The organism is Caldimonas tepidiphila (assembly GCF_003569765.1).
In the GTDB taxonomy this organism is placed as follows: Bacteria; Pseudomonadota; Gammaproteobacteria; order Burkholderiales; family Burkholderiaceae_C; genus Caldimonas; species Caldimonas tepidiphila.
In genome coordinates, this window is sequence record NZ_QXMG01000003.1 from 74,432 (window position 1) to 95,293 (window position 20,862).

The following is a 20,862-nucleotide window of genomic DNA, read 5'->3' on the forward strand; positions in this document are numbered from 1 at the left end:
GCCGCGTTGCGGGGGCACTCGACGTGTCTGCGCAGGTAGTCATCGCACAGCTTGCGGATCGTGTAGTCCTGAGATGCCTTCTGCGCTCGCTCGACCTCGACGGTTGCACGGGCCTACTCGGAGGCGCCGCGCCGCTCCTGCGCGGGGTCGCGCCCGGCCTCGCGGGTCTGGCGTAGCTTTTCGCACTCCGCCCACACTGCGCCCGCGCTGCCCACCCGCCACAGGCCGATCTTCACTTGGTGCAGTGACCGTCGATCTGGCTCTTGAATCGGTAGGTTCAGGCACGCCGGGTGCTTGACGCCTCAAGCTGCAAGCCGGGGGCGTCCGGTATCGTGAGGTGCTCGCCAAGCTTGAGCAGCTTGGCCGCGCGGATCGAGTTGCGTGACGTCAGGCCGGCATAGCGACTGGTATAGGTTTTCATCTCGAGAGACCGAAGACCTACGCCAAATTGCTCGATGCGGCACGACAGGGACGGATGGCGCCGAACCGGCCTGCGGGAAGCCCGGAACGATAAAGTCCAAAGCTGACAGCAACTTGCGCGATGACCCTCAAGCAAATCAGGGGTTGAGAGCGCCTCAAATTGGAGTCTGAACATGAAGCCCGAGAAGATTCTCTACACCGCCCAGGCCACCTCCACCGGCGGGCGCGAGGGCCGCTCGAACAGCGACGACGGCCGCCTGCAGGTCCAGCTCTCGGTGCCCAAGGGCCTGGGGGGCGACGACGGCTCCGGCACCAACCCCGAGCAGCTCTTCGCCGCCGGCTACTCGGCCTGCTTCCTCGGCGCGATGAAGTTCGTCGCCGGACAGCGCAAGGTCCAGCTGCCCGCCGACACCAGCGTCACCGCCAACGTCGGCATCGGCCCGATCCCGACCGGCTTCAGCATCAAGGTCGACCTGACGGTCAACCTGCCCGGCATGGAACGCGCGCAGGCCGAGGATCTGGTGCAGGCCGCCCACGTCGTCTGCCCCTACTCGAACGCCACGCGCAACAACATCGACGTGTCGCTGAAGGTGGCCTGAGCCCCGCGGCCGGCTGCTTCAGCGCGGCCGGCCCGAGCGCATCGGATAGGCGTGGCCGGCGACGAAGACGAACTCGGCGCGCAGCAGCGGCGCGCCGCGCTCGCCCGGGAAGCCGTAGCCCACCGCCTCGATCCGCTCGCCGGCGGCCGGCCGCGGCATACGCCACTCGTCGAGGCGGGCGACTCCGGCCAGCTCGACGATCCAGTGCACGTCGGCGCGCCTCGGCAGCGCGGCAGCGGCGAGGATCGGCACGTCCGCCACCGCGAGCGCCTGCTTCGGCACCGGCCGGCGCACCAGGTCGGGCGGCAGCCGCAGCGGCGCGTCGAGCGCGATCTCGAGCGCGCTGCCGGGCGCCGTCCACACCGCCTTCAACACCCGTCCGGCCAGGTAGAGCGGGTGGCGCGCATCGAGCCGCTCCCAGCCCTGCGGCTGGTAGACGCGGGCCGTCGTCGGGCCGAGCAGGCGCGCGGGCACCAGCGCCGCGACGGGAGCGATCGGTCCGCGGTTCATCGGTCGGGACGGAAGGTGGGCAAGGCAATCCCGGCGGGCAGCCGGGCCGGCAGCAGAACGGGCTGATCCTGGATTCGGCATTTCCTCGCCGAACTTGAGGGCGCCGGCTGCCCTGCCGGGGAGCCGCCCCTACGCAGCCGGCATTCTCAGCGCACCGGCCGCGCGCCCGCGGCGCGAGCGCTGCGGCAGGCGGTCCCGCAACCCGCAGGGCTCGGCGACGGGCAAGGGCTGGTGCTGCAATTGCTCGAGCGCGTCCGCGTCGAGCAGCTCGAGCTCACCGGGCCGCAGCTCGATGCAGCCCTGCGCCTCCAGCGTCGACAGCAGGCGCGCGACGGTCTCGCAGGGCAGGCCGAGATGGCTCGCGATGTCGCGCCGGCTCATCGGCAGGCGCAGCAGCTGCACCGGCCCCTCCGTGCCGCCCTGCTGTCCGGCCAGCCAGAGCAGGAAGCGCGACAGCCGCGCCTGCGCGCCAGCCCCGGCCGTCATCACGGCGCAGCGGTCGCGTCGGGCGAGCTCCCGGCCGGTACAGCGCTGCAGCATGCGCTCGAGCGCCGGCACCTCCTGTCCCAGGCGGACCAGCTCGCGGAAAGGCAACACCAGGACCGTGGAATCCTCCAGCGCCAACGCTCCGCTCGCATAGCGCCCCTCGTCGAGTGCGTCGATCCCGATGAGCTCGCCCCGCATCGGGAAACCCAGGACCTGCTCGTGACCGTCCGCATGCGTCTGGATGCACTTGAAGCATCCGGCCGCGACGAAATAGAGGCTCTTGAGCACGCCACCTTCGAGCACCAGGGACCGGCCGGCCCGCACCCGCCGCACCTGGAAGCGCAGGCAATCGGTCACCGCGTCGACCTCCTCCGGCATCCCGAGCCACTCGAGCAATTCGGACGCACTGCACTCGGCATGTGCGGGGGCGCTGTCGTGGGCCGTCGGGCCTTCGCCCCCTCGGGGTACCGCGCCTGCGGCACCGCTCTGCGACATCTGCATCGACACTCCTCGGCGCACTTGCAAGGGCGCCGCACAGGGTGCCAACTTTGACCGCTCGCACCTGCGATGGGTATCGGCATTTCGACCGACCTCTCGTAAGCGAACACCTTGATCGATAGGAAAATTCCTAATCCAGCTCAGGAGAATTCCTGGCTCCAGGATGAAACGCGAACCCACCGTATCCCCGGTCTGGAGGTGCCGCCCGCGGCCTCGCGTTGCTCCCCGGCGGACTTGCGGCTAGCCTCGGCGAGTTCCCCCAGGCCCACCTATCCCCGGAGCGCCGTCTTGCCCCTCCTCCCCGCGCCCTTGCCGCGGATGCCGGTTTCCTGCCGCGCATGACCGGCCCCGGCCCTGTCGGCAGTACCGTGCTGCTCGCCGATCCGCACCGCATCGTGCGCGAAGGGCTGCGGCGCCTGCTCGACGAGGACGGCGACATGTCCGTCTCGGCCGAAGCCGCCACCGGCCACCAGGTGCTCGAGCAGTTGCGCCGTCATCCTGTCGACGTCGCGCTGGTCGAGCTGAACCTGCCGGGACTCGGCGGGCTGGACCTGATACGGCGGCTGCGCGCGGAGTGGCCGGCGCTGGGCGTGCTGGTGCTCACCGTGCATGCCGAGGAGCAGTACGCGCTGCGGGCCTTCCGCGCCGGCGCCCAGGGCTACCTGAGCAAGGACTGCGCGCCCGAGGAGCTGCTCGGCGCGCTGCGCAAGGTCGCGGGCGGCGGCGCCTACCTGTCGCCGGCGCTCGCGGAGCGGCTGGCGGTCGAGCTCACCGGGCTGCACGAGGCGCCGGCGCACACGCTGCTGAGCGACCGGGAGTTCGAGGTGTTCCGCATGATCGTCGCCGGCCTGCGCCTGACCGAGATCGCCGAGCGGCTGCACCTGTCGGTCAAGACCGTCAGCACGCACAAGAGCCGGATCCTGGAGAAGATGAAGCTCGACAGCACGGCGGCGCTGGTCAGGTACGGCGTGCAGCACGGCTTGTTCGTGGAGGACACGGAGCCCCGGCGCTGAGCCGCGCGGCAAGCAGCCGCAGCAGCAGCTCGACCCGCGCCTTCACCGGGTTCAGCCCCCCGGCATCGGCGAGCGCCTGCCCCGCCACCGGAATCACCCGGCCGAAGACGCAGCGGGTGGCGCGCAGCACCGCGACGCCCTGGCGCTGCGCCGCCAGCAGCGCCGACTCCAGCGCGTGGTGCACCGTGCCGTTGCCGCTGGCGGCGACCACCAGCCCGTCCACGCCCTGCGCGCACAGGGCCTCCACGATCGCGCCGCCCGCCCCCGCGTGGCTCGTGACGATCTCGACGCGCGGCCAGTCCGCGGGGTCGGCCTGCACGAGCCCGAGCCCGAGCGCGTCGCCCTCCGGCCAGGCTCGCAGCATCCGCACCCGCGACTCCTCGACGCAGGCCAGCGGCCCCGCCTCGCCGGAGCCGAAGGCGTCGATGCGGTAGGCGTGGAGCTTCTGCACCTCCGCGGCGCCGTGCACCTGGCCGGCGAGCACCGCCAGCACGCCGCGCGCGCCCGGCTCCCGCGCGACACGCACCGCGTCGCGCAGATTGGGCGGGCCGTCCGGCGAGAGCGCGGTGGCAGGCCGCATCGCGGCGCACAGGACCACCGGCTTGCGGGGCGCGAGCACCCGCTGCAGGAACCAGGCGGTCTCCTCGAGCGTGTCGGTGCCGTGCGTGACGACCACGCCCGCCACCTCATCGCGCTCCAGGTGCCGCGCGACGCGCTGCGCGAGCGCGCGCCAGGTGGCGTGGTCCATGTCCTTGCTGTCGAGCTGCGCGAGCTGCTCGGCCTCCAGCGGCACGCCCGCGAGCTCCGGCACCGCCGCGACGAGCTGCGCCACGCCGAGCTGCGCGGCGCTGTAGCCGACCTGGTCCGACGCCGACGCGGCGGTGCCGGCGATCGTGCCGCCGGTGCCGAGGATCACCACCCTGGAAGAAGTGCTTTGCATTCGCGTATCGCTGGATAAAAATACAGATACTGGATATTCAGACAGACCCTGCCCGGCCGCTGCAGCGCCCGGACCGGGGCACGGCATTTCATACAGGCATCCCGTGGACGACACGCCCAAACTCACCGCCCGCCAGCAGCAGGTGCTCGAACTCATCGCCGGCGCCATCGAACGCACCGGCGCCCCGCCGACGCGCGCCGAGATCGCCGCCGAGCTCGGCTTCCGCTCCGCCAACGCCGCCGAGGAACACCTGCAGGCGCTCGCCCGCAAGGGCGTCATCGAGCTCGTCGGCGGCACCTCGCGCGGCATCCGTCTGAAGTCTGACACACGCCGCGCGGCCTTCGGCGCGGCCCCGCAGCCGCTGGTGCCGCCGCCCGGGCGCAACCAGCTCGCGCTGCCGCTGGTCGGCCGCGTCGCCGCCGGCACGCCGATGCTCGCGCAGGAGCACATCGAGCAGACCTACCACCTCGAGGCCAGCCTGTTCCAGCGCCAGCCCGACTACCTGCTGAAGGTGCGCGGCATGAGCATGCGCGACGCCGGCATCCTCGACGGCGACCTGCTCGCGGTGCAGCAGGGCCGCGAGGCGCGCAGCGGCCAGATCGTCGTCGCGCGCCTCGGCGACGAGGTCACCGTCAAGCGCCTGCGCCGCAGCGGCCGCGTGGTCGAGCTGCTGCCCGAGAACCCCGATTTCGAGCCGATCGTCGTGCAGCCGGGCGACGACTTCACGGTCGAGGGCATCGCGGTCGGCCTGATCCGCGGCTCCGGCCAGATGTGAGGCCGGCGCGCGCAAGCGCCTCCCCGCGCCGGAGATCGGCGCGGGGCCGGCCCGGTCCCGCGACGTAGCGCAAAGCCCCCCGCCGGGACTCACTCTACCTCGAAGCGGAACTCCTGCACCGCGAGCACCTCCTCGTCGCCGCGCGCGACGCAGCGGTACTGCAGCATCGCGCTGCGCACCGCCTGGTGAAAGACCGGCGGCCCCGACAGGATCTGCACCTCCAGCACGCGCCCATGGCGGATGCGCGCCTGCGCGCGCACGACGCCGCCGATGCCGTCGAGCAGCGCGCGGCGCGGCATCTCGGGCGCGACCTGCGTCGGGCAGGCGATGCCGATCGCGGCGCGGGCGGGCTGCGCAGGTGCAGGTGCAGGTGCAGGTGCAGGTGCAGGTGCAGGTGCAGGTGCAGGTGCAGGTGCAGGTGCAGGCGGCAGCGGTGCGGGCGGCAGCGGTGCGGGCGGCCGGGGCGCCTCGGCCGCCACCGGGGGCGGTGGCGCGGGCACCGGGGGCGCCGGACTCGGCTGCGGCTCCAGCCGCTGCGCGGGTGCCGGAGCCCGCGGCACGGCTCGCGCCGGACGCGGCGGCTCGGCCTTCTTCGGGGGTGGAGGCGGCGTTGCCTGGCGCCGCGGCTCGGGCGGGGGCGGCACGGGCCGCGGCAGCGGCTCCGGCGGCCTCGGCGCTGGAAGCAGCACCGGCGGGGGCGGCCGCAGCGGCTCGACGAAGACCACCTGCAACGGCTTGTCGCGATCCGGCGGCGCGTGCGGCCGCACTTCGAGCGTCATCAGCGCGCGCAGCACCAGCAGGTGCAGCAGCACGACGGCCGACGCCGCCGCGATGCGGGCGGCAGTGCTGTCCTCTCCCAGCGTGACGCGCATGCCGCGAAGTCTCTCACGGCCGGGCCGCCGCGGCGCGGGCGATGCAGGCCCGCTCGCCGCGCGCCCCGTCCCTCGCCTACCAGGCGATCAGCGCGTCGCGGCCCTGCACGACGAGCTGCACGCGCGCGCCCACCGGCATCGTCACCTTGGTCGGCACATGGCCGAAGGGCAGCCCGGTCAGCACCGGCACCGGCGTGAGCGCGCGCAGCTGCGCGACGGTCGTCTTCAGGTCGTAGCCGCGGTCCAGCGGCGACTTGCGGAACTCGGTGAAGCGGCCGAGCACCACCGCCTTCTGCGCCGCGAGCACGCCGGCCTGGAGCAGCTGCATCAGCCCGCGCTCGATGCGGTAGGGATGCTCGTTGACGTCCTCGAGGAACAGCACGCCCCCCTTCACCCTGGGCCAGTGCGGCGTGCCGAGCAGCGACAGCACCATCGCGAGGTTGCCGCCCCACAGCACGCCCTTGACGTCCAGGCCGTCGAAGCCGGCCTCGGTGCGAAAGCCCACCGCCTCCAGCTCGCCGTCCATCGCCTCGGCGAAGCAGGGCGCGGTCACGTCGTCGAGCTCGTCGGCGCCGAAATCCGAGCAGCCCATCGGGCCGGCCCAGGTGACGCTGCGGTGGTGCGCCAGCAGCGCGAGCTGCAGCGCGGTGAAGTCGCTGTGGCCGACCCAGCGCGTGCCGTTCTCGGCGCTGCGCGCGAGCAGCCCGAAGTCGATGCGGTCGAGCAGCCGCGACAGGCCGTAGCCGCCGCGGCTGGCCATCGCGACCGACGGCGCCGCCGCCGCGACGCGGTGCAGAGCCGCGAGCCGCGTGTCGTCGTCGCCGGCGAAGCGCTGGTGGCGCGCGAGCGCGGCCTCGTCGATCTGCACCTCGAAGCCGAGCGTGCCGAGGCGCTGGGCCGCGCGCCTGAGCTTCGCGGCGGGGGTGACGATGCCCGAAGGCGAGAACAGGGTCAGGCTGGCGCTCAAGGCGTCTCCGGGTCGAGGGGGAAATGGGGCAGCTCGAGCACGTCGCCGGTGGGCAGCCGCTCCCCGCCCGGCGCCCGGGCCGCGGCCTGGGACGCTGCCAGGCGCGCCGCCTCCTCGCGCTGGGCGCGCTGGATCGCGCGGCGCTCGGCGAAGAACTCCTTCAGCAGCTTGCCGCTCGCCTCGGCCAGCAGGCCCCCGGCGACCGTGGTGTGGTGGTTGAGCCGGGCTTCGGCGAACAGGTCCAGCACCGAGCCGGCGACGCCGGTCTTCGGGTCCGGCGCGCCGAACACGACGCGCCTGAAGCGGGCGTGCATCAGCGCCATCGCGCACATCGCGCAGGGCTCGAGCGTCACGTAGAGCTCGCATTCGGGCAGCCGGTAGTTGCCCAGCAGCTGCGCGGCGTGGCGCAGCGCGACGATCTCGGCATGCGCAGTCGGGTCGTGCTCGGTGATCGGCCGGTTGTAGCCGGTGGCGATCACCTGCCCCTCGCGCAGGATCACCGCGCCGACCGGCACCTCGCCGACCAGCCAGGCGTTGTGCGCCTGGTCGAGCGCGATGCGCATGGCGTGTTCGTCGGCGGGAGTGAACATGGCGGGCAAGGAGGACTGGGCAGGGCGTGGCGTGGCGGGGCCGACAGTGTAGCGGCCGGGGGCCGCCCCTGCCGCGCGCCCGGTGCCGTGGCTAGGGCAGCGTGAACTCGCGCAGGTGCAGGCTCAGCGCGGGGTAGTCCACCGGCTTGACCAGGTGTGCGTCGAAGCCGGCATCCCGCGTGCGGCGGCGGTCCTCCGGCTGGCCCCAGCCGGTGATCGCGATCAGCCGCAAGCGCTCGCCCTCCGGGCCGCGGCGCAGGCGTCGCGCCACCTCGTAGCCGTCGAGGCCCGGCAGCCCGATGTCGAGCAGCGCCACGTCGGGCCGCGAGCGGGCGGCCGCCTCCAGGGCCTGCGGGCCGTCGTGCGCCAGCTCCACCGCATGCCCGTCGCCGGCGAGCAGCGCCGCGAGGCTCTCGGCCGCGTCGCGGTTGTCGTCGACCAGCAGGATCCGCAGGCCCCGCGCCGGGGATGCGGCCCGCTCCTCGCGGTCGGGCCCCTGCCCGCGCGCGCCGCTGACCAGCAGCGGCAGGCAGACGGTGAACTCGCTGCCGTGCCCGCGCCCCTCGCTGCGCGCGCGCACCGTGCCGCCGTGCAGCTCGACCAGGCTGCGCACCAGCATCAGCCCGATCCCCAGCCCCCCGCTGCGATCGGCCGGCCGCTCGGCCTGCACGAACATCTCGAACACGCGCGGCAGCATCGCGGCCTCGATGCCGATGCCGTTGTCCTGCACCGTGACGTCGACCCGGTCCCCCTCCCGGGCGACCCGCACGCGGATCTCGCCGCCCGGGTCGGTGTAGTTCGCGGCGTTGTTGAGCAGGTTGGAGAAGACCTGCGCGAGGCGGGTGGCGTCGCCGAGCACCGTGAGCGCCGGGTCGACCGCATCGAGCCGCAGCCGATGCCCGCGCGCGTCGATCGCCGGGCGGCTCGTCTCGATCGCCGCGTCCAGCACCGCGGCCACCGTCACCGGCTCGCGCTGCAGCACGATCGTGCCGCGCGAGATGCGCGAGACGTCGAGCAGGTCGTCGAGCAGCCGCACCATGTGGCGCGTCTGCCGCTCCGCGACATCGAGCCAGCGCCGCGCCGCCCCCGCGTCGGGCGTGCGCCGCAGGATCTCCAGCGAGGTGCGCAGCGGCGCAAGCGGGTTGCGCAGCTCGTGCGCGAGCGTCGCGAGGAAGTCGTCCTTGCGGCGGTCGTTCTCGCGCAGCTCGGCGTACAGCTGCGCGTTGCGCAGCGCGATCGTCGCGATGCCGGCGAGCTGCCCGAGCAGCACGCGCTCGTCCTCGCCGTAGGGCCGCTCGGGCCGCGGCGCGACGTGCAGCACGCCGCCCGGGCCGTCGCGTCCGTCGAGCGCGATGGCGAGTCCGTCGGTGAAGTCGGTGACGGCGGCGCCCAGCCGCACGCTCGCGCCGGGCGCGTCCAGCAGGCGCCGCGCCTCCTGCTCGATCACCGGCAGCAGTGCCTGCACCGAGGGGGCGGAGTTCAGCGCCGGGGTGGCCGCGCTCAGCTGCTGCAGCCGACGCGAGCGCTCGCGCTCGCGCTCCCCGCTCGCGCGGATCTCGGCCTCGTGGCGCAGACGCTCGGTCGCGTCCCGCATCACGATCACCGCGCCGCTCTCCGCGCCCTGCGGATCGCGGATCGGCGCGAGGCTGTGGTCGACCGGCCGCTCGCCGCCGTCGCGGTCGAGCAGCCGCAGCTGCCCGAGCTGCGGCCCTCCCGCCTGCCGCACGCCCTCCACGATCTCCCCGGCCGCGGCGTCGCGGGTGCGCACCACCTCCGTCAGCGGGCGGCCGCGCGCCTCGTCGGCGCTCCATCCGGTCAGCCGCGCGGCAATGCCGTTCATGAACAGGATGCGCTGCCGCGCGTCGACGGCGACCACCGCGTCGCCGATGCTGCCGAGCGTGGCGGCGAGCCAGCTGTGCTCGCGGTGCAGCCGCTCGGCCGCCTCGGCCTGCGCGCGCGTCACGGCCTGCGCGGCCTCGCGCGCACGTGCCTGCAGCAGCGTGATGAAGGCCAGCAGCGCGCTGGCCGCCAGGCAGGCCAGCGCCAGCCACGGCAGCATCTGCTGCTGCGACAGCGAGTCGAACTCGGGCCGGCTCTTGAGCCGCACCAGCCAGGGCCGCCCGGCCACTTCCAGCGTGCGCTCGACCTGGATGTGGGGCGCCTGCGAGGCGTCGGGATTGGTGGTCCGCAGCAGCGCCTCGGGCCGCGCCTCGGTGCCGTCGTACAGCTCGAAGTCGAGCTGGTCGGAGCCGCCCCGCACGCCCTGCAGCAGGTCCCCCACCCGCAGCGGGCTGTAGACGAAGCCGAGGAGCCGCTCTCGGCGCTGGTCCGGCCCGGCCGGCACCTCCAGGCCGCGATAGATGGGCCGATAGATCAGGAAGCCGGCCTGCTTCTCCTTGTCGATCTCCTGCACCAGCATCACCTTGCCGCTGGCGCGGGCCTGACCCGAGTCCCGCGCCGCCGCCATCGCGCTGCGCCGCTCGGCTTCGCTGTACATGTCGTAGCCGATCGCTGCGGCGTTGCGCTGGTCCAGCGGCTCCAGGAAGAGGATGCTGTGGTACTCGTCGCGCGGCTCGGTCGGCCAGACGCGGAACGAGGGCCCGTGCTGCGCCCGCATCTGCTGCTGCACCTGCTCCAGCTCGCCCGCCGGGATGCGGCGGCTGAAGCCGATGCCGAGGATGCCGGGGTAGCGCTCGCGCAAGTCCAGCCGCTCGACATAGGCGGCGAACTCGTCCTTGTTCACCTGCTCGCTCGCGGCGAACAGTCCCGCCGCCCCCTCGAGCAGCGCGGAGGTGATGCGGATGCGCTCCTGGATCGCGGTCACGGTCCGCGTGGCCTCCATGCCGAAGCGCGCCTGGTCGCGCGCCTCGAGCGCGCGCCAAGCAAGGGCGAGCAGCGCGCCCGTGACGAGCAGCGACAGCAGGAACACCAGCAGCGGTGCCGGCCACAACGCGCTCACGGGCGACGGGGAAGAAGTGCGGGGACGCTCGCTTGCGACGTTCATTCGCTGGATCGGGATGGGATGGTGCGCACGGCGGCAGCCGCCGCGCATTGCCAGCCTCGGGACTGCCTCGCCGAGCAGGGCCCCGGAAGCCGGACGCTGCCCGAAGGGCCCCCAGGGTGGTAGCTCGTCCTCGTCGCGCGGAGCGGCGCCGAGGACTCCACGACACTCTACTTCGCCGTGCGTGCCCGCGCCCGACAGTTACCCCTCTCGGTCGCCGGCCCGGCCCTGCCCGGCGGGCACAAGGCACCGGGGGGCGCCATGCGCACCGGCGTCGCTCACGGGGCCCGCGACCCAGCGCCGCCCCGGCCTCGCCCGCGGTGCCGGCATCCGCGCCTCGTCACCGCGGGCCGGGCCGGTCCTCCCCCGATGCCGCAGAATGCGCGGACTGCCAAGGAGGAGAGCGATGCGAGCGGAGGCCGGCGACCTGTTCCGCCATGTCAGCGCCGAGAAGTCGGCGCTGTACCGCGCCGTCATGGACGTCTTTGCCGCGGCCAAGCGCCAGTACCGGCTCCAGCTGCGCCCCGACGAGGTACTGGCGGAAGCCTCCTGGCCCGGTGAGCGCCCGCGCATCGAGGAGGTCAACGCGGCGCTCGCGCAGCTCGCCGATTGGGGCAACCTCGAGTCCCAGCCCGACACCGCGCGCGTCGCGAGCCTCGGCGACTTCTACCGCGCCCGCTTCCTCTACCGGCTCTCGCACGGCGGCGAGGCGGTGGAGGCGGCGCTCGCGACCTTCGCGCAGACGCTGGCGCACCGCGCCGAGCTGCAGACCGTCGCGCTCGACGACATCGACAGCCGCCTCGCCGCGCTCGAGGCGCTGGCCGGCGAGGCCGAGCCCGACGCCGCGAAGGTCCACGAGACGCTGCGCGACCTGGTGCGCGTCTTCGAGAGCCTGGCGGAGAACGCGCAGGCCTTCATGGCGGGCGTGGCGCGCAGCATCGAGCTGCAGCAGGCCGACGCCACCGCGGTGGTGAACTACAAGCGCCGGCTGATCGACTACCTCGAGCGCTTCATGGGCGACCTGGTGCGCCGCGCCGACACGATCGCGCGGCGGCTGCAGGCGCTCGGCCCGCGCGTCGACGCGCTGCTGTGGCTCGTCGCGCAGCGCGAGGCACGCGACGCCGCGCCCGGCGACGCGCAGGAGCAGGCCGAGGCGCAGGCGCGGCGCTGGCAGGCCTGGCGCGAGCGCTGGAAGGGCCTGCGCGGCTGGTTCCTGTCCACCGGGCACGAGCCACCGCAGGCCGAGCTGCTGCGGGCGCGGGCCCGCGCGGCGATCCCCCAGCTGCTCGGCGCGATCGCCGCGCTCAACGAGCGGCGCGCCGGCCGCAGCGACCGCTCGGCCGACTTCCGCCTGCTCGCCGGCTGGTTCGCCGCCTGCGACAGCGACGCCGACGCGCACCGGCTCGCACGCGCGGCCTTCGCGCTCAACCCGGCGCGCCACCTCTCGCTCGAAGCCGCCGCCGACACTGCACTGCCGGCCACCACCCCGTGGGCCGAGGCGCCGCCGCTCGTGATCCACCCACGCCTGCGCGAGTACGGCGAGGCGACCCCGCGCGGCCCGCTGCCCACCGTGCGCGAGCGGCGCCAGGAGCGCGAGCTGCTCGCGCGCCAGCTCGCCGAGGAGTCGCGGCAGGTCGAGGCCGCCCGCGCGCGGCTCGCCACCGGACGGCCGCTGCGGCTGTCGGAGCTTGGCGAGCTCGACCCCCACGCCTTCGGCCTGCTGCTGCGCCTGCTCGGCGAGGCGCTGACCGAGCAGGCCGACCCGGACCGGCCGGTCGAGCGACTGAGCGGCGACGGGCTGATGCAGCTGCGGCTCGAGCCGCTCGCCGCCGACAGCCGCGCCGAGATCCGCACCCCGCACGGCTGCTTCGCCGGCCGCGACCACCTGATCACGATCACCGTGCTGGACGAGGCCGGATGAACGAGCGCCACGACCGCCGCCCCGACAGCGGCACCGACAGCCGGACCATCGGCCGCCAGCAGGAGCGCCACCAGCAGGAGGAGTTCCGCACCGCGCTGCGCGCGTTGCTGATGACGCCGCTGATGGGCCCGGCCCACGAGGATTTCGCCGCGGTGCGCCGCCAGGCCGCGGCGCTGCGCGAATGGTTCGCGCGCGAGGCCGGCTGGGTGCTGCAGGTCGAGCGCGACGGGGCGCGGCTCCACAAGCGCCCGGCCGAGCTCGGCGATGCCACGCGCGGCCTGCCGGGCTACGACCGGCGCCGCTACGTGCTGCTGTGCCTGGCCTGCGCGGTGCTGGAGCGGGCCGAGCCGCAGATCACGCTGCGCCTGCTCGGCGAGCGGCTGCTGCAGCTCGCCGCCGACCCGGCGCTGCGCTCGCGCGACTTCGCCTTCACGCTCGAGGCGCAGCACGAGCGGCGCGAGCTCGTCGCCGTGTGCCGCACGCTGCTCGATCTCGGCGTGCTGCAGCGCGTGGCCGGCGACGAGGAGGGCTTCGTGCGCGCCGCGGGCGAGCAGGCCGACGCGCTCTACGACGTGCAGCGCCGCGCGCTCTCCGGCATGCTCGCCGCCGTGCGCGGCCCCTCCTCCTGGGCGGCCGGGGAGGCGCCGACTGGGCTGGAGGACCGCCTGCGCGCGCTGGTGGACGAGCACGTGGCCGACAGCGAGGAGGCGCGCCGCACCGCGCTGCGCCACCGGCTCGCAAGGCGGCTGCTCGACGACCCGGTCGTCTATCTCGACACGCTCGATGCCGAATCGCGCGCCTACTTCGTCAACCAGCGCGGCGCGATGGCCGCCCGGCTGTGCGAGGCGACCGGCCTGCTCGCCGAGCAGCGCGCGGAAGGCTTGGCGCTGGCAGACGAGACCGGCGCGCTGACGGATGTGAGGATGCCCGCCGAGGGCACCGAGGCCCACGCCACGCTGCTGGCGGCGGAATACCTCGCCGGCCGCGCACGCCAGGGCGAGGTTCCGATCACCGAGGACCAGCTCGTTGCCTGGCTCGGCGAGGCGAAGGAGCGCTTCGGCCGCTACTGGCGCAAGTCCGCGCGCGAGCCCGGCGCCGAGCGCGAGCTCGCGCGGCTCGCGATCGAGCGCCTTGCGATGCTGCAGCTGGTGGCGTGCGAGGGCCCGGTCCTGCGGCCCCGCCCTGCCCTCGCCCGCTTCGCGCTGGGCTCCACCGAGATCCGCGAGCTCCCCGGCAGCGGCGGGCCGTGCCGCGCCCGTCGCCCCGGGCCGGCCGGCGCGCCTGGGCAAGACACCGGCTCCCTGTTCGACGACCCGACATGAACGATCCCTTCGACCTGCGGCCCCTGCCCGAGACGCGGCCCGCGCTGCCGCAGCCGGCGCTCGCGCGCTGGCAGCCGCTGCGCCTGGGCCTCGTGGAGCTCTTCCACTACGACAGCGAGGAGTTCTGGTTCCGCGACGGCCACCTGCTGCTGCGCGGCAACAACGGCACCGGCAAGTCCAAGGTGCTGTCGCTGACGCTGCCCTTCCTGTTCGACGCGCAGCTGAAGTCCTCGCGCATCGAGCCCGACGGCGATGCCGGCAAGAAGATGGCGTGGAACCTGCTGATGAACAGCCACGACCGGCGCATCGGCTACGCCTGGATCGAGTTCGGCCGCGTCGGCGAGGACGGCGCGCCGCGTTTCCTGACGCTCGGCGCGGGGCTGGCCGCCGTGGCGGCGCGGCCCGAGGTGCAGGCCTGGTTCTTCGTCGTGGACGGGCGCGGCGAGGGTCCGCGCCTCGGCCGGGATCTCTGGCTCACGACGCCGCAGCGCGCGGTGCTCACGCGCGAGAAGCTGCGCGAGGTGCTGCAGGGCCACGGCCAGGTCTTCGACACCGCCGCCGCCTACCGCCGCGCGGTGGACGAGCGGCTCTTCCACCTCGGCGAGGCGCGCTACGCCGCGCTGATGGACACGCTGATCCAGCTGCGCCAGCCGCAGCTGTCGAAGAAGCCGGACGAGGCGAGCCTGTCCCGGGCGCTGACCGAGGCGCTGCCACCGATGTCGCGCGAGCTGCTCGGCGACGTGGCCGACGCGCTCGGCCAGCTGGAGGAGGACCGCCGCCAGCTGGCCGAGTACGAGGCGCTGGAGAAGGCGGTGAACCGCTTCGAGCAGCGTTACCGCGTCTACGCGCGCACCCTCAGCCGGCGCGAGGCGCGGGTGCTGCGCCAGGCGCAGACCGAGTTCGACGGCGCGAGCCGCGCGCTCGGCGAGGCGCAGCAGGCCCTCGAGGCCGCGCGGCAGCGCGACTCGCAGGCCCTGGCGCGCCGGGAGCAGGCGGAGCGCGATCTCGCCGGCCGGCGCGCCACGCTCGACACGCTGCAATCCGACCCGGCGATGCAGGACGCCAACCGGCTCGCGCAGGCCGAGCGCGACGCGGCCGGGCGCGAGCGCGCGGTGCGGGAGGCGCAGGAGGCGCTCGACAAGGCGGCCCGCCGGCTGCGCGAGAACGAGGCCGAGAGCGCCCGGCGCGCGATCCAGGTCGAGCAGGCGACCGCCGCCCTGAACGCGGCACGGCAGGACGCACTGCAGCATGCCGGCACGGCCGGTCTCGACGGCGCGCTGCAGCCGCATCCGTTCGCGGTGCCCGATCCGCTCGGGATCGCTTCACTGGCGCCGGAGGACTTCGACAGCGCCCGTGCGGGGTTGCGCGCGCTGCTGGCCGGCCGGCGCGAGCAGATTGCGCTGCTGCGCCGGCGCCATGCCGAGCTGGCGCAGGCCCGCGCCGAGGAGACGCAGCGGGAGCAGGCGCGCCAGGAGCGCCGGGACGAAGCGGAGGAAGCCGCCGCCGCACGCGCCGAGGCCGACGAGGCGGCCGAGCAGGCCGGCCGTGCGCTGCTGCAGGCCTGGGAGGCGCATTTCGCCTCGCTCGCGCAGCTGGCCCCCGACGCCGGGCCGGCGCTGCAGGCGCTGGCCGACTGGGTGACGGCCCCCGAAGGCGACAACCCGGCCCGCCTTGCGCTGCTGGCCGCGCAGCAGCAGGCCCTGCCGCGCCTCGCCGCCGAACGGCATGCGCTCGAAATGCAAGGGCTGGTTCTGCGGGAGGAGCGGCAGGCGCTCGACGCCGAGCGGCAGCGCCTCGCCGCCGGCGAGGACCCCGCGCCCCCGGAGCCCTGGACGCGCGGCCCCGGCGTGCGCGACGCCCGGCTCGGCGCCCCGCTGTGGCAGCTGGTCGAGTTCCGGGAGGAGGTGGACGCGGCGCAGCGCGCCGGTCTCGAGGCCGCATTGGAGGCCGCCGGGCTGCTCGACGCCTGGGTGGCGCCGGACGGGGCGCTGCACGCGGCGGGCGACGGCCGCCCGCTGCACGACACGCAGTGGCTGTCGCGCCCGCTGCAGCCCGGCGGCTCGCTGGCCGACTGGCTGCAGCCGGCCGGTGAGCCGGACGCGCCGGTGCCCTCGGCCGTGCTCGCGCGGCTGCTCGCCGGCGTGGCCTGCGGCGCCCGGGATCCCGCGGATGCCGAGGCCTGGGTTGCGCCGGACGGCCGCTTCCGGCTCGGCGCGCTCGCCGGCGCCTGGCACAAGCCGGCCGCACTGCACATCGGCTTCGCAGCCCGCGCCGCGGCGCGCGAGCGGCGGCTGACCGAGATCGCGCGGCGGCTGGAGGCGCTCGCGGCCGAGGAGCAGGCCCTGCGCGAGCGGCTCGCCCGGCAGGCCGAGGCCGAGCGGCAGGCCGATCAGGAGGGGCGCACCGCCCCGGGCGACGAGCCCTTGCGCCAGGCACACCTGAGTGCCGCCGCTCGCGAGCGCGAGCTGCAGCGCGCCCGAGAACGGCTGGCCCAGGCCGACGCGCAGCGGCTCGACGCGGCCCGCGCGCTGGAGGCGGCGCAGCAGCGGCTCGCCGACGACGCCGCCGACCTGCGCCTGCCGCCGCCCCCGGAGTCGCTCTCGCCGATCGAGGCGGCGCTGCAGGAGCTGGACGAGGCGCTGCAGTCGCTGGTCCAGGCGGCCTGGGACCTGCGCCTGCACCAGCCCGAGTTCCAGCGCCAGCAGGCCCGCGAGGCCGAGGCGCGGCAGGACCACGCCGAGGCCCGCGAGGCGCTCGCGGCCGCCGCAATCGAGGCCGAGGAGGCCCGGGCGCGGCTGACCGCCTTGCGGGAGACGGTCGGCGCCCGCGTGGAGGAGCTCCAGCAGCGCATCGCCGGGGCCCGGGCCTCGGTGGGTGCCGCCGAGCGGGAAGAGAAGGCCGCGGGGGAAGACCGGCTAGAGGCCGCCCGGGCCCTGGCCGTCGCCGAGACCCGCGCGAACGGCGCCGCGCAGACCCTGGAGCAGCGCGGTGCGGCGCGCGCCGCCGAGCAGGCGCTGCGCGAGGTCGACGCCGACGACGCGAGCTGGGAGCGCGTGCAGAAGCACATCGGCGCCGACCTGACCGAGCTGCAGGGCGCGCTGACCGCGCTCGGCCACCAGGCGCACGGCGAGGCCAGCGACTACGGGCTCGTCGTGCGCATCGTCTGGCGCAACCGCCCCGAGCGTCCCGACCGGCTCGCCGCACGGCTCGCCGACGAGATCGCGCAGCGCCGCGAGCTGCTCAGCGCCGGCGAGCGCGAGGTGCTGGAGAACCACCTGCAGGCCGAGATCGCGATCGAGGTGCAGCGGCTGCTGCAGGCCGCCGAGCGCCAGGTCGAGGCGATCAACCGGGAGCTGCACAAGCGCCCGACCTCGACCGGCGTGCGCTTCAAGCTGCAGTGGCAGCCGCTGCCCGAGGGCGCCGAAGGCGCGCCGGTCGGGCTCGAGGCGGCGCGCCGGCGGCTGCTGAACACCGGTGCCGACCTGTGGTCGGCCGAGGACCGGAGAGTCGTCGGCGCGATGCTGCAGCAGCGCATCGCCGCCGAGCGCGAGCGCAGCGAGGGCGGCAGCCTGCTCGAGCAGCTCGCCCGCGCGCTGGACTACCGGCACTGGCACGAGTTCCGCGTGCTGCGCTGGCAGGACGGCCAGTGGCGCAAGCTCTCGGGCCCCGCCTCCAGCGGCGAGCGCGCGCTCGGCCTGACGGTGCCGCTCTTTGCCGCGGTCGCGAGCTTCTACAGCCACGGCGGCTACGCGCATGCGCCGCGGCTGGTGCTGCTCGACGAGGCCTTCGCCGGCATCGACGACGCGGCGCGCGCGCACTGCATGGCGCTGATCCGCGAGTTCGACCTCGACTTCGTGATCACCAGCGAGCGCGAATGGGCCTGCTACGCCGAGCTGCCGGGCGTGTCGATCTGCCAGCTGCAGCGCCGCGAGGGGATCGACGCGGTGTTCGTGTCGCGCTGGAGCTGGGACGGCCGCGCGCGCCGCCGCGAGGAGGACCCGGACCGCCGCTTCGCGCCCGGGACATGAGCAGGGCGAACGACCCGCGTCTGCTCAGGCTGCTCGGCGGCGAGGGGCTTGCCGCGCTGCGGCAGCGCCTGCGCCGGCGCTTCGAGCAGCTGGCGCCGGGCACGGCGCTGCCGGAGCTGCGGCTCGCGCAGCTCGCGCCGCACGAGCACGAAGCCCTCGCCCGGCTGCTCGGCCGCCCCGCGGCGCGGCCCGCCGCCTCGATGCTGATCGACGTGGCGCGCATCGACGACGCGCTGCGGCAGGCCGGCATCGCCTCGTCGCTGCGGGAGGCGCTGGAGCGGCTCGACGGTCCCATTCTGGACAGGGCGGCGCTGCGTGACGAGGAGGAGGCGCGCTGGCAGTCCGTGATCGACGGGTGCGGACATCCGGCGCTCGCGCGGCTGCTGGCGCTGCCGGAGGGTCTGGGACTGCTACGCCGTCTCTCGGGCCGCGATGCGGGGACGGCCCGTTCGCTCTGCCGGCGTGCCGCGGCCGTGCTGGAGCGCCTGCCTGCGGCAGGACTGCCCCGCGCGCAGCTCGCCGCCGAGGTGCTGGGCGACGCCCATGCGCTCGACGCCGGACAGCCGACCGCCACGCTGGTGCTTGCCGCATGGCGGCGGGTGATGCTTGCCGCGGGCGAGGACGGAAACGCCGGCGGGGAACAGGGCAGCGCAAGCGCCGAGGAGCGGCGCGCCGAGAGCGAGCGCGAGGTCTGGGCCTCGGCCGGCGTGCTGGTCAACGAGCTGGCGCGGCCGGCGCTGTTCCTGAACCTGCCGGTCGATGGGGAAAGCACCGGCCGGGCGCCACCGGGCGAGCCGGCCTACCTGTCGCTGCGGGCCCTGCTGCGCTCGCCGCCGCGCTGGGCGGTGCGAGACGTCGAGGTGCATGTCTGCGAGAACCCTAACCTCGTCGCGATCGCCGCGGACCGGCTGGGCGCCGGCTGCGCGCCGCTCGTCTGCACCGACGGCATGCCGGCCGCGGCGCAGCGACTGCTGCTCACGCAGCTCGCGCTGGCCGGCGCCCGGCTGCGCTGCCATGCCGACTTCGACTGGGCGGGACTGCGCATCGCGGCGCACGTGATGCGCGAGCACGGCGCACAGCCGTGGCGCTTCGGCGCAGCGGATTACGAGGCGGCGGCGGAGCAGGCGCCGCGACCGGGACAGGGCTTGCAGGGCACGCCCGCCGAGGCGCCCTGGGACGCGGCGCTCGCCGCCGCGATGCGGCGGCAGGGACTCGCGATCGCGGAGGAGGCCGTCGCGGGCCCGCTGCTGGGCGATCTGGCACGGTAGCCCGCCGGCAGGCGGGCTGCCGGCCTCACTCCCACTCGATCGTCGCCGGCGGCTTGCTCGAGACGTCGTAGGTCACGCGATTGATGCCGCGCACCTCGTTGATGATGCGGCCCGACACGCGCTTGAGCAGGCTGTAGGGCAGCTCGGCCCAGTCCGCGGTCATGAAGTCGCTGGTCTGCACCGCGCGCAGCGCGACGACGTAGTCGTAGGTGCGCCCGTCCCCCATCACGCCCACGCTCTTGACGGGCAGGAACACCGTGAAGGCCTGGCTCGTGAGGTCGTACCAGCTCTTGCCGCTCACCGGGTCGAGCGTGCTGCGCAGCTCGTCGATGAAGATCGCGTCGGCGCGGCGCAGCAGGTCGGCGTACTCGCGTTTCACTTCGCCGAGGATGCGCACGCCCAGGCCCGGGCCGGGGAAGGGATGGCGGTAGACCATCTCGGGCGGCAGGCCCAGCGCCACGCCCAGCTCGCGTACCTCGTCCTTGAACAGCTCGCGCAGTGGCTCGAGCAGCTTCAGGCCCAGCTGCTCGGGCAGGCCGCCGACGTTGTGGTGGCTCTTGATCGTGACCGCCTTCTTGGTCTTGGCGCCGCCGGACTCGATCACGTCCGGATAGATCGTGCCCTGCGCCAGCCACTTCGCGCCCTGGACCGAGCCGTCGCCCGCCGCCTTGAGCTTGGCGGCCTCGGCCTTGAAGACCTCGACGAACTCGCGGCCGATGATCTTGCGCTTCTGCTCGGGGTCGGACACGCCGGCGAGGTGGCCGAGGAACTGCTCGCTCGCATCCACGTGCACCACCTTCGCGTGCAGCTTGCCGACGAACATGTCCATCACTATCTGGCCTTCGTTCAGGCGCAGCAGGCCGTGGTCCACGAAGACGCAGGTGAGCTGGTCGCCGATCGCGCGGTGGATCAGCGCCGCGGCGACGCTCGAATCGACGCCGCCGGACAGGCCGAGGATCACCTCCTCGTCGCCGACCTGCTCGCGGATGCGCGCGACCGCCTCCTCGATGTAGTCGCCCATGATCCAGTCGCCCCTGGCGCCGCAGATCTCGCGCACGAAGCGCGTGAGCATCGCCGCGCCGTGCACGGTGTGCGTGACCTCGGGGTGGAACTGCACCGCGTAGTAGCCGCGCTCCTCGTCGGCCATGCCGGCGAACTCGCAGCTCGGCGTCGAGCACATCAGCTTGAAGCCGGGGGGGAGCTGGGTGACCTTGTCGCCGTGGCTCATCCAGACCTTCAGCATGCCGTGGCCCTCGGGCGTGCTGAAGTCCTGGATGCCCTCGAGCAGCCTGGTGTGGCCGTGCGCGCGCACCTCGGCGTAGCCGAACTCGCGGCGGTCGCTCCACTCGACCTTGCCGCCGAAGTGCGACGCCATGTGCTGCATGCCGAAGCAGATGCCGAGCACCGGCACGCCGAGATCCCACACGGCCTGCGGCGCGCGCAGCTCCTGCTCCTCGTAGGTCGAGGCATGGCTGCCCGAGAGGATGATGCCCTTCGGGGCGAAGCCGCGGATGAACTCGTCCGACACGTCGTTCGGATGGATCTCGCAGTAGACATGCGCCTCGCGCACGCGGCGCGCGATGAGCTGCGTGACCTGGGAGCCGAAATCGAGGATGAGGATCTTGTCGTGCATGGTGCGGGTTGCCGTGCCC

16 protein-coding genes are annotated in these 20,862 nt (G+C 74.5%); 7 read left to right on the plus strand and 9 right to left on the minus strand.

Translation table 11 applies throughout. From position 1 onward, the window contains the following. Positions 1 to 277 precede the first annotated feature (277 nt). Positions 278 to 421: a hypothetical protein gene (locus tag D3A59_RS25285; protein WP_157991435.1), complete on the minus strand. Its 144-nt coding sequence runs from the start codon at positions 419 to 421 to the stop codon at positions 278 to 280. 172 nt (positions 422 to 593) lie between these two features. Between D3A59_RS25285 and D3A59_RS07105 the strand changes: the two genes are divergently transcribed. Beyond that, positions 594 to 1,019: an organic hydroperoxide resistance protein gene (locus D3A59_RS07105; RefSeq protein WP_119154219.1), complete on the plus strand. Its 426-nt coding sequence runs from the start codon at positions 594 to 596 to the stop codon at positions 1,017 to 1,019. A gap of 18 nt (positions 1,020 to 1,037) precedes the next feature. Here D3A59_RS07105 and D3A59_RS07110 read toward each other — a convergent pair whose 3' ends face one another. After that, the gene (locus D3A59_RS07110) at positions 1,038 to 1,529 is read right to left on the minus strand and encodes a hypothetical protein (RefSeq protein ID WP_119154220.1); all 492 of its coding nucleotides are present in this window, start codon (positions 1,527 to 1,529) and stop codon (positions 1,038 to 1,040) included. Positions 1,530 to 1,658: 129 nt separating this feature from the next. After that, on the minus strand, positions 1,659 to 2,393 hold the full coding sequence (locus D3A59_RS07115; RefSeq protein ID WP_170162316.1) for a Crp/Fnr family transcriptional regulator: 735 nt from the start codon (positions 2,391 to 2,393) through the stop codon (positions 1,659 to 1,661). 458 nt (positions 2,394 to 2,851) lie between these two features. Here D3A59_RS07115 and D3A59_RS07120 point away from each other — a divergent pair, with 458 nt between their 5' ends. Next, positions 2,852 to 3,526, plus strand: coding sequence for a response regulator (locus tag D3A59_RS07120; RefSeq protein WP_119154222.1), 675 nt, complete (start codon positions 2,852 to 2,854; stop codon positions 3,524 to 3,526). On the opposite strand, the gene D3A59_RS07125 is transcribed toward D3A59_RS07120, so the two are convergent. After that, positions 3,471 to 4,466 carry an asparaginase gene (locus D3A59_RS07125; protein ID WP_119154223.1) on the minus strand — a complete coding sequence of 332 codons (996 nt, stop codon included), beginning with the start codon at positions 4,464 to 4,466 and terminating at the stop codon, positions 3,471 to 3,473. The two genes, D3A59_RS07120 and D3A59_RS07125, sit on opposite strands and share 56 nt — an antisense overlap. A gap of 103 nt (positions 4,467 to 4,569) precedes the next feature. Between D3A59_RS07125 and lexA the strand changes: the two genes are divergently transcribed. Further along, entirely contained in the window at positions 4,570 to 5,241 is a 672-nt protein-coding gene (gene lexA, locus D3A59_RS07130) for a transcriptional repressor LexA (protein ID WP_119154224.1), read from the plus strand. Positions 5,242 to 5,330: 89 nt separating this feature from the next. Here the strand turns inward: lexA and D3A59_RS07135 are convergent, their stop codons facing one another. The 4 genes from D3A59_RS07135 to D3A59_RS07150 form a co-directional block, all read right to left on the minus strand. Further along, positions 5,331 to 6,113, minus strand: coding sequence for an energy transducer TonB (locus D3A59_RS07135; protein ID WP_119154225.1), 783 nt, complete (start codon positions 6,111 to 6,113; stop codon positions 5,331 to 5,333). A 76-nt stretch (positions 6,114 to 6,189) separates the two neighbouring features. Further along, a complete protein-coding gene (locus D3A59_RS07140) occupies positions 6,190 to 7,080 on the minus strand; it encodes an LD-carboxypeptidase (protein ID WP_119154226.1) in 891 nt (296 codons plus the stop codon). Beyond that, on the minus strand, positions 7,077 to 7,670 hold the full coding sequence (gene tadA, locus D3A59_RS07145; protein ID WP_119154227.1) for a tRNA adenosine(34) deaminase TadA: 594 nt from the start codon (positions 7,668 to 7,670) through the stop codon (positions 7,077 to 7,079). The genes D3A59_RS07140 and tadA overlap by 4 nt, the downstream gene beginning before the upstream one ends. 91 nt (positions 7,671 to 7,761) lie before the next feature. Further along, positions 7,762 to 10,674 carry a CHASE domain-containing protein gene (locus tag D3A59_RS07150; protein WP_170162317.1) on the minus strand — a complete coding sequence of 971 codons (2,913 nt, stop codon included), beginning with the start codon at positions 10,672 to 10,674 and terminating at the stop codon, positions 7,762 to 7,764. 403 nt (positions 10,675 to 11,077) lie between these two features. Here D3A59_RS07150 and D3A59_RS07155 point away from each other — a divergent pair, with 403 nt between their 5' ends. From D3A59_RS07155 to D3A59_RS07170, 4 genes are read left to right on the plus strand one after another with little or no spacing between them, the layout of a single operon-like run. Further along, positions 11,078 to 12,592, plus strand: a complete 1,515-nt coding sequence (locus D3A59_RS07155) for a TIGR02677 family protein (protein WP_119154229.1) — start codon at positions 11,078 to 11,080, stop codon at positions 12,590 to 12,592. Beyond that, on the plus strand, positions 12,589 to 13,914 hold the full coding sequence (locus D3A59_RS07160; RefSeq protein WP_119154230.1) for a TIGR02678 family protein: 1,326 nt from the start codon (positions 12,589 to 12,591) through the stop codon (positions 13,912 to 13,914). Before D3A59_RS07155 ends, D3A59_RS07160 begins: the two co-directional genes overlap by 4 nt. Beyond that, on the plus strand, positions 13,911 to 17,942 hold the full coding sequence (locus D3A59_RS07165) for a TIGR02680 family protein (RefSeq protein WP_119154231.1): 4,032 nt from the start codon (positions 13,911 to 13,913) through the stop codon (positions 17,940 to 17,942). Before D3A59_RS07160 ends, D3A59_RS07165 begins: the two co-directional genes overlap by 4 nt. Then, positions 17,939 to 19,210, plus strand: a complete 1,272-nt coding sequence (locus D3A59_RS07170) for a TIGR02679 family protein (protein WP_119154232.1) — start codon at positions 17,939 to 17,941, stop codon at positions 19,208 to 19,210. Before D3A59_RS07165 ends, D3A59_RS07170 begins: the two co-directional genes overlap by 4 nt. Before the next feature lie 25 nt (positions 19,211 to 19,235). Here the strand turns inward: D3A59_RS07170 and guaA are convergent, their stop codons facing one another. Further along, positions 19,236 to 20,843, minus strand: a complete 1,608-nt coding sequence (gene guaA, locus D3A59_RS07175) for a glutamine-hydrolyzing GMP synthase (RefSeq protein ID WP_119154233.1) — start codon at positions 20,841 to 20,843, stop codon at positions 19,236 to 19,238. Between the last annotated feature and the right edge of the window lie 19 nt (positions 20,844 to 20,862).

Coding starts and splice junctions, on each gene's coding strand:
- D3A59_RS25285 (WP_157991435.1), bottom strand. CDS start 421: ATGAAAACCTATACCAGTCGCTATGCCGGCCTGACGTCACGCAACTCG.
- D3A59_RS07105 (WP_119154219.1), top strand. CDS start 594: ATGAAGCCCGAGAAGATTCTCTACACCGCCCAGGCCACCTCCACCGGC.
- D3A59_RS07110 (WP_119154220.1), bottom strand. CDS start 1,529: ATGAACCGCGGACCGATCGCTCCCGTCGCGGCGCTGGTGCCCGCGCGC.
- D3A59_RS07115 (WP_170162316.1), bottom strand. CDS start 2,393: ATGCCGGAGGAGGTCGACGCGGTGACCGATTGCCTGCGCTTCCAGGTG.
- D3A59_RS07120 (WP_119154222.1), top strand. CDS start 2,852: ATGACCGGCCCCGGCCCTGTCGGCAGTACCGTGCTGCTCGCCGATCCG.
- D3A59_RS07125 (WP_119154223.1), bottom strand. CDS start 4,466: ATGCAAAGCACTTCTTCCAGGGTGGTGATCCTCGGCACCGGCGGCACG.
- D3A59_RS07135 (WP_119154225.1), bottom strand. CDS start 6,113: ATGCGCGTCACGCTGGGAGAGGACAGCACTGCCGCCCGCATCGCGGCG.
- tadA (WP_119154227.1), bottom strand. CDS start 7,670: ATGTTCACTCCCGCCGACGAACACGCCATGCGCATCGCGCTCGACCAG.
- D3A59_RS07150 (WP_170162317.1), bottom strand. CDS start 10,674: ATGAACGTCGCAAGCGAGCGTCCCCGCACTTCTTCCCCGTCGCCCGTG.
- D3A59_RS07155 (WP_119154229.1), top strand. CDS start 11,078: ATGCGAGCGGAGGCCGGCGACCTGTTCCGCCATGTCAGCGCCGAGAAG.
- D3A59_RS07160 (WP_119154230.1), top strand. CDS start 12,589: ATGAACGAGCGCCACGACCGCCGCCCCGACAGCGGCACCGACAGCCGG.
- D3A59_RS07165 (WP_119154231.1), top strand. CDS start 13,911: ATGAACGATCCCTTCGACCTGCGGCCCCTGCCCGAGACGCGGCCCGCG.
- D3A59_RS07170 (WP_119154232.1), top strand. CDS start 17,939: ATGAGCAGGGCGAACGACCCGCGTCTGCTCAGGCTGCTCGGCGGCGAG.
- guaA (WP_119154233.1), bottom strand. CDS start 20,843: ATGCACGACAAGATCCTCATCCTCGATTTCGGCTCCCAGGTCACGCAG.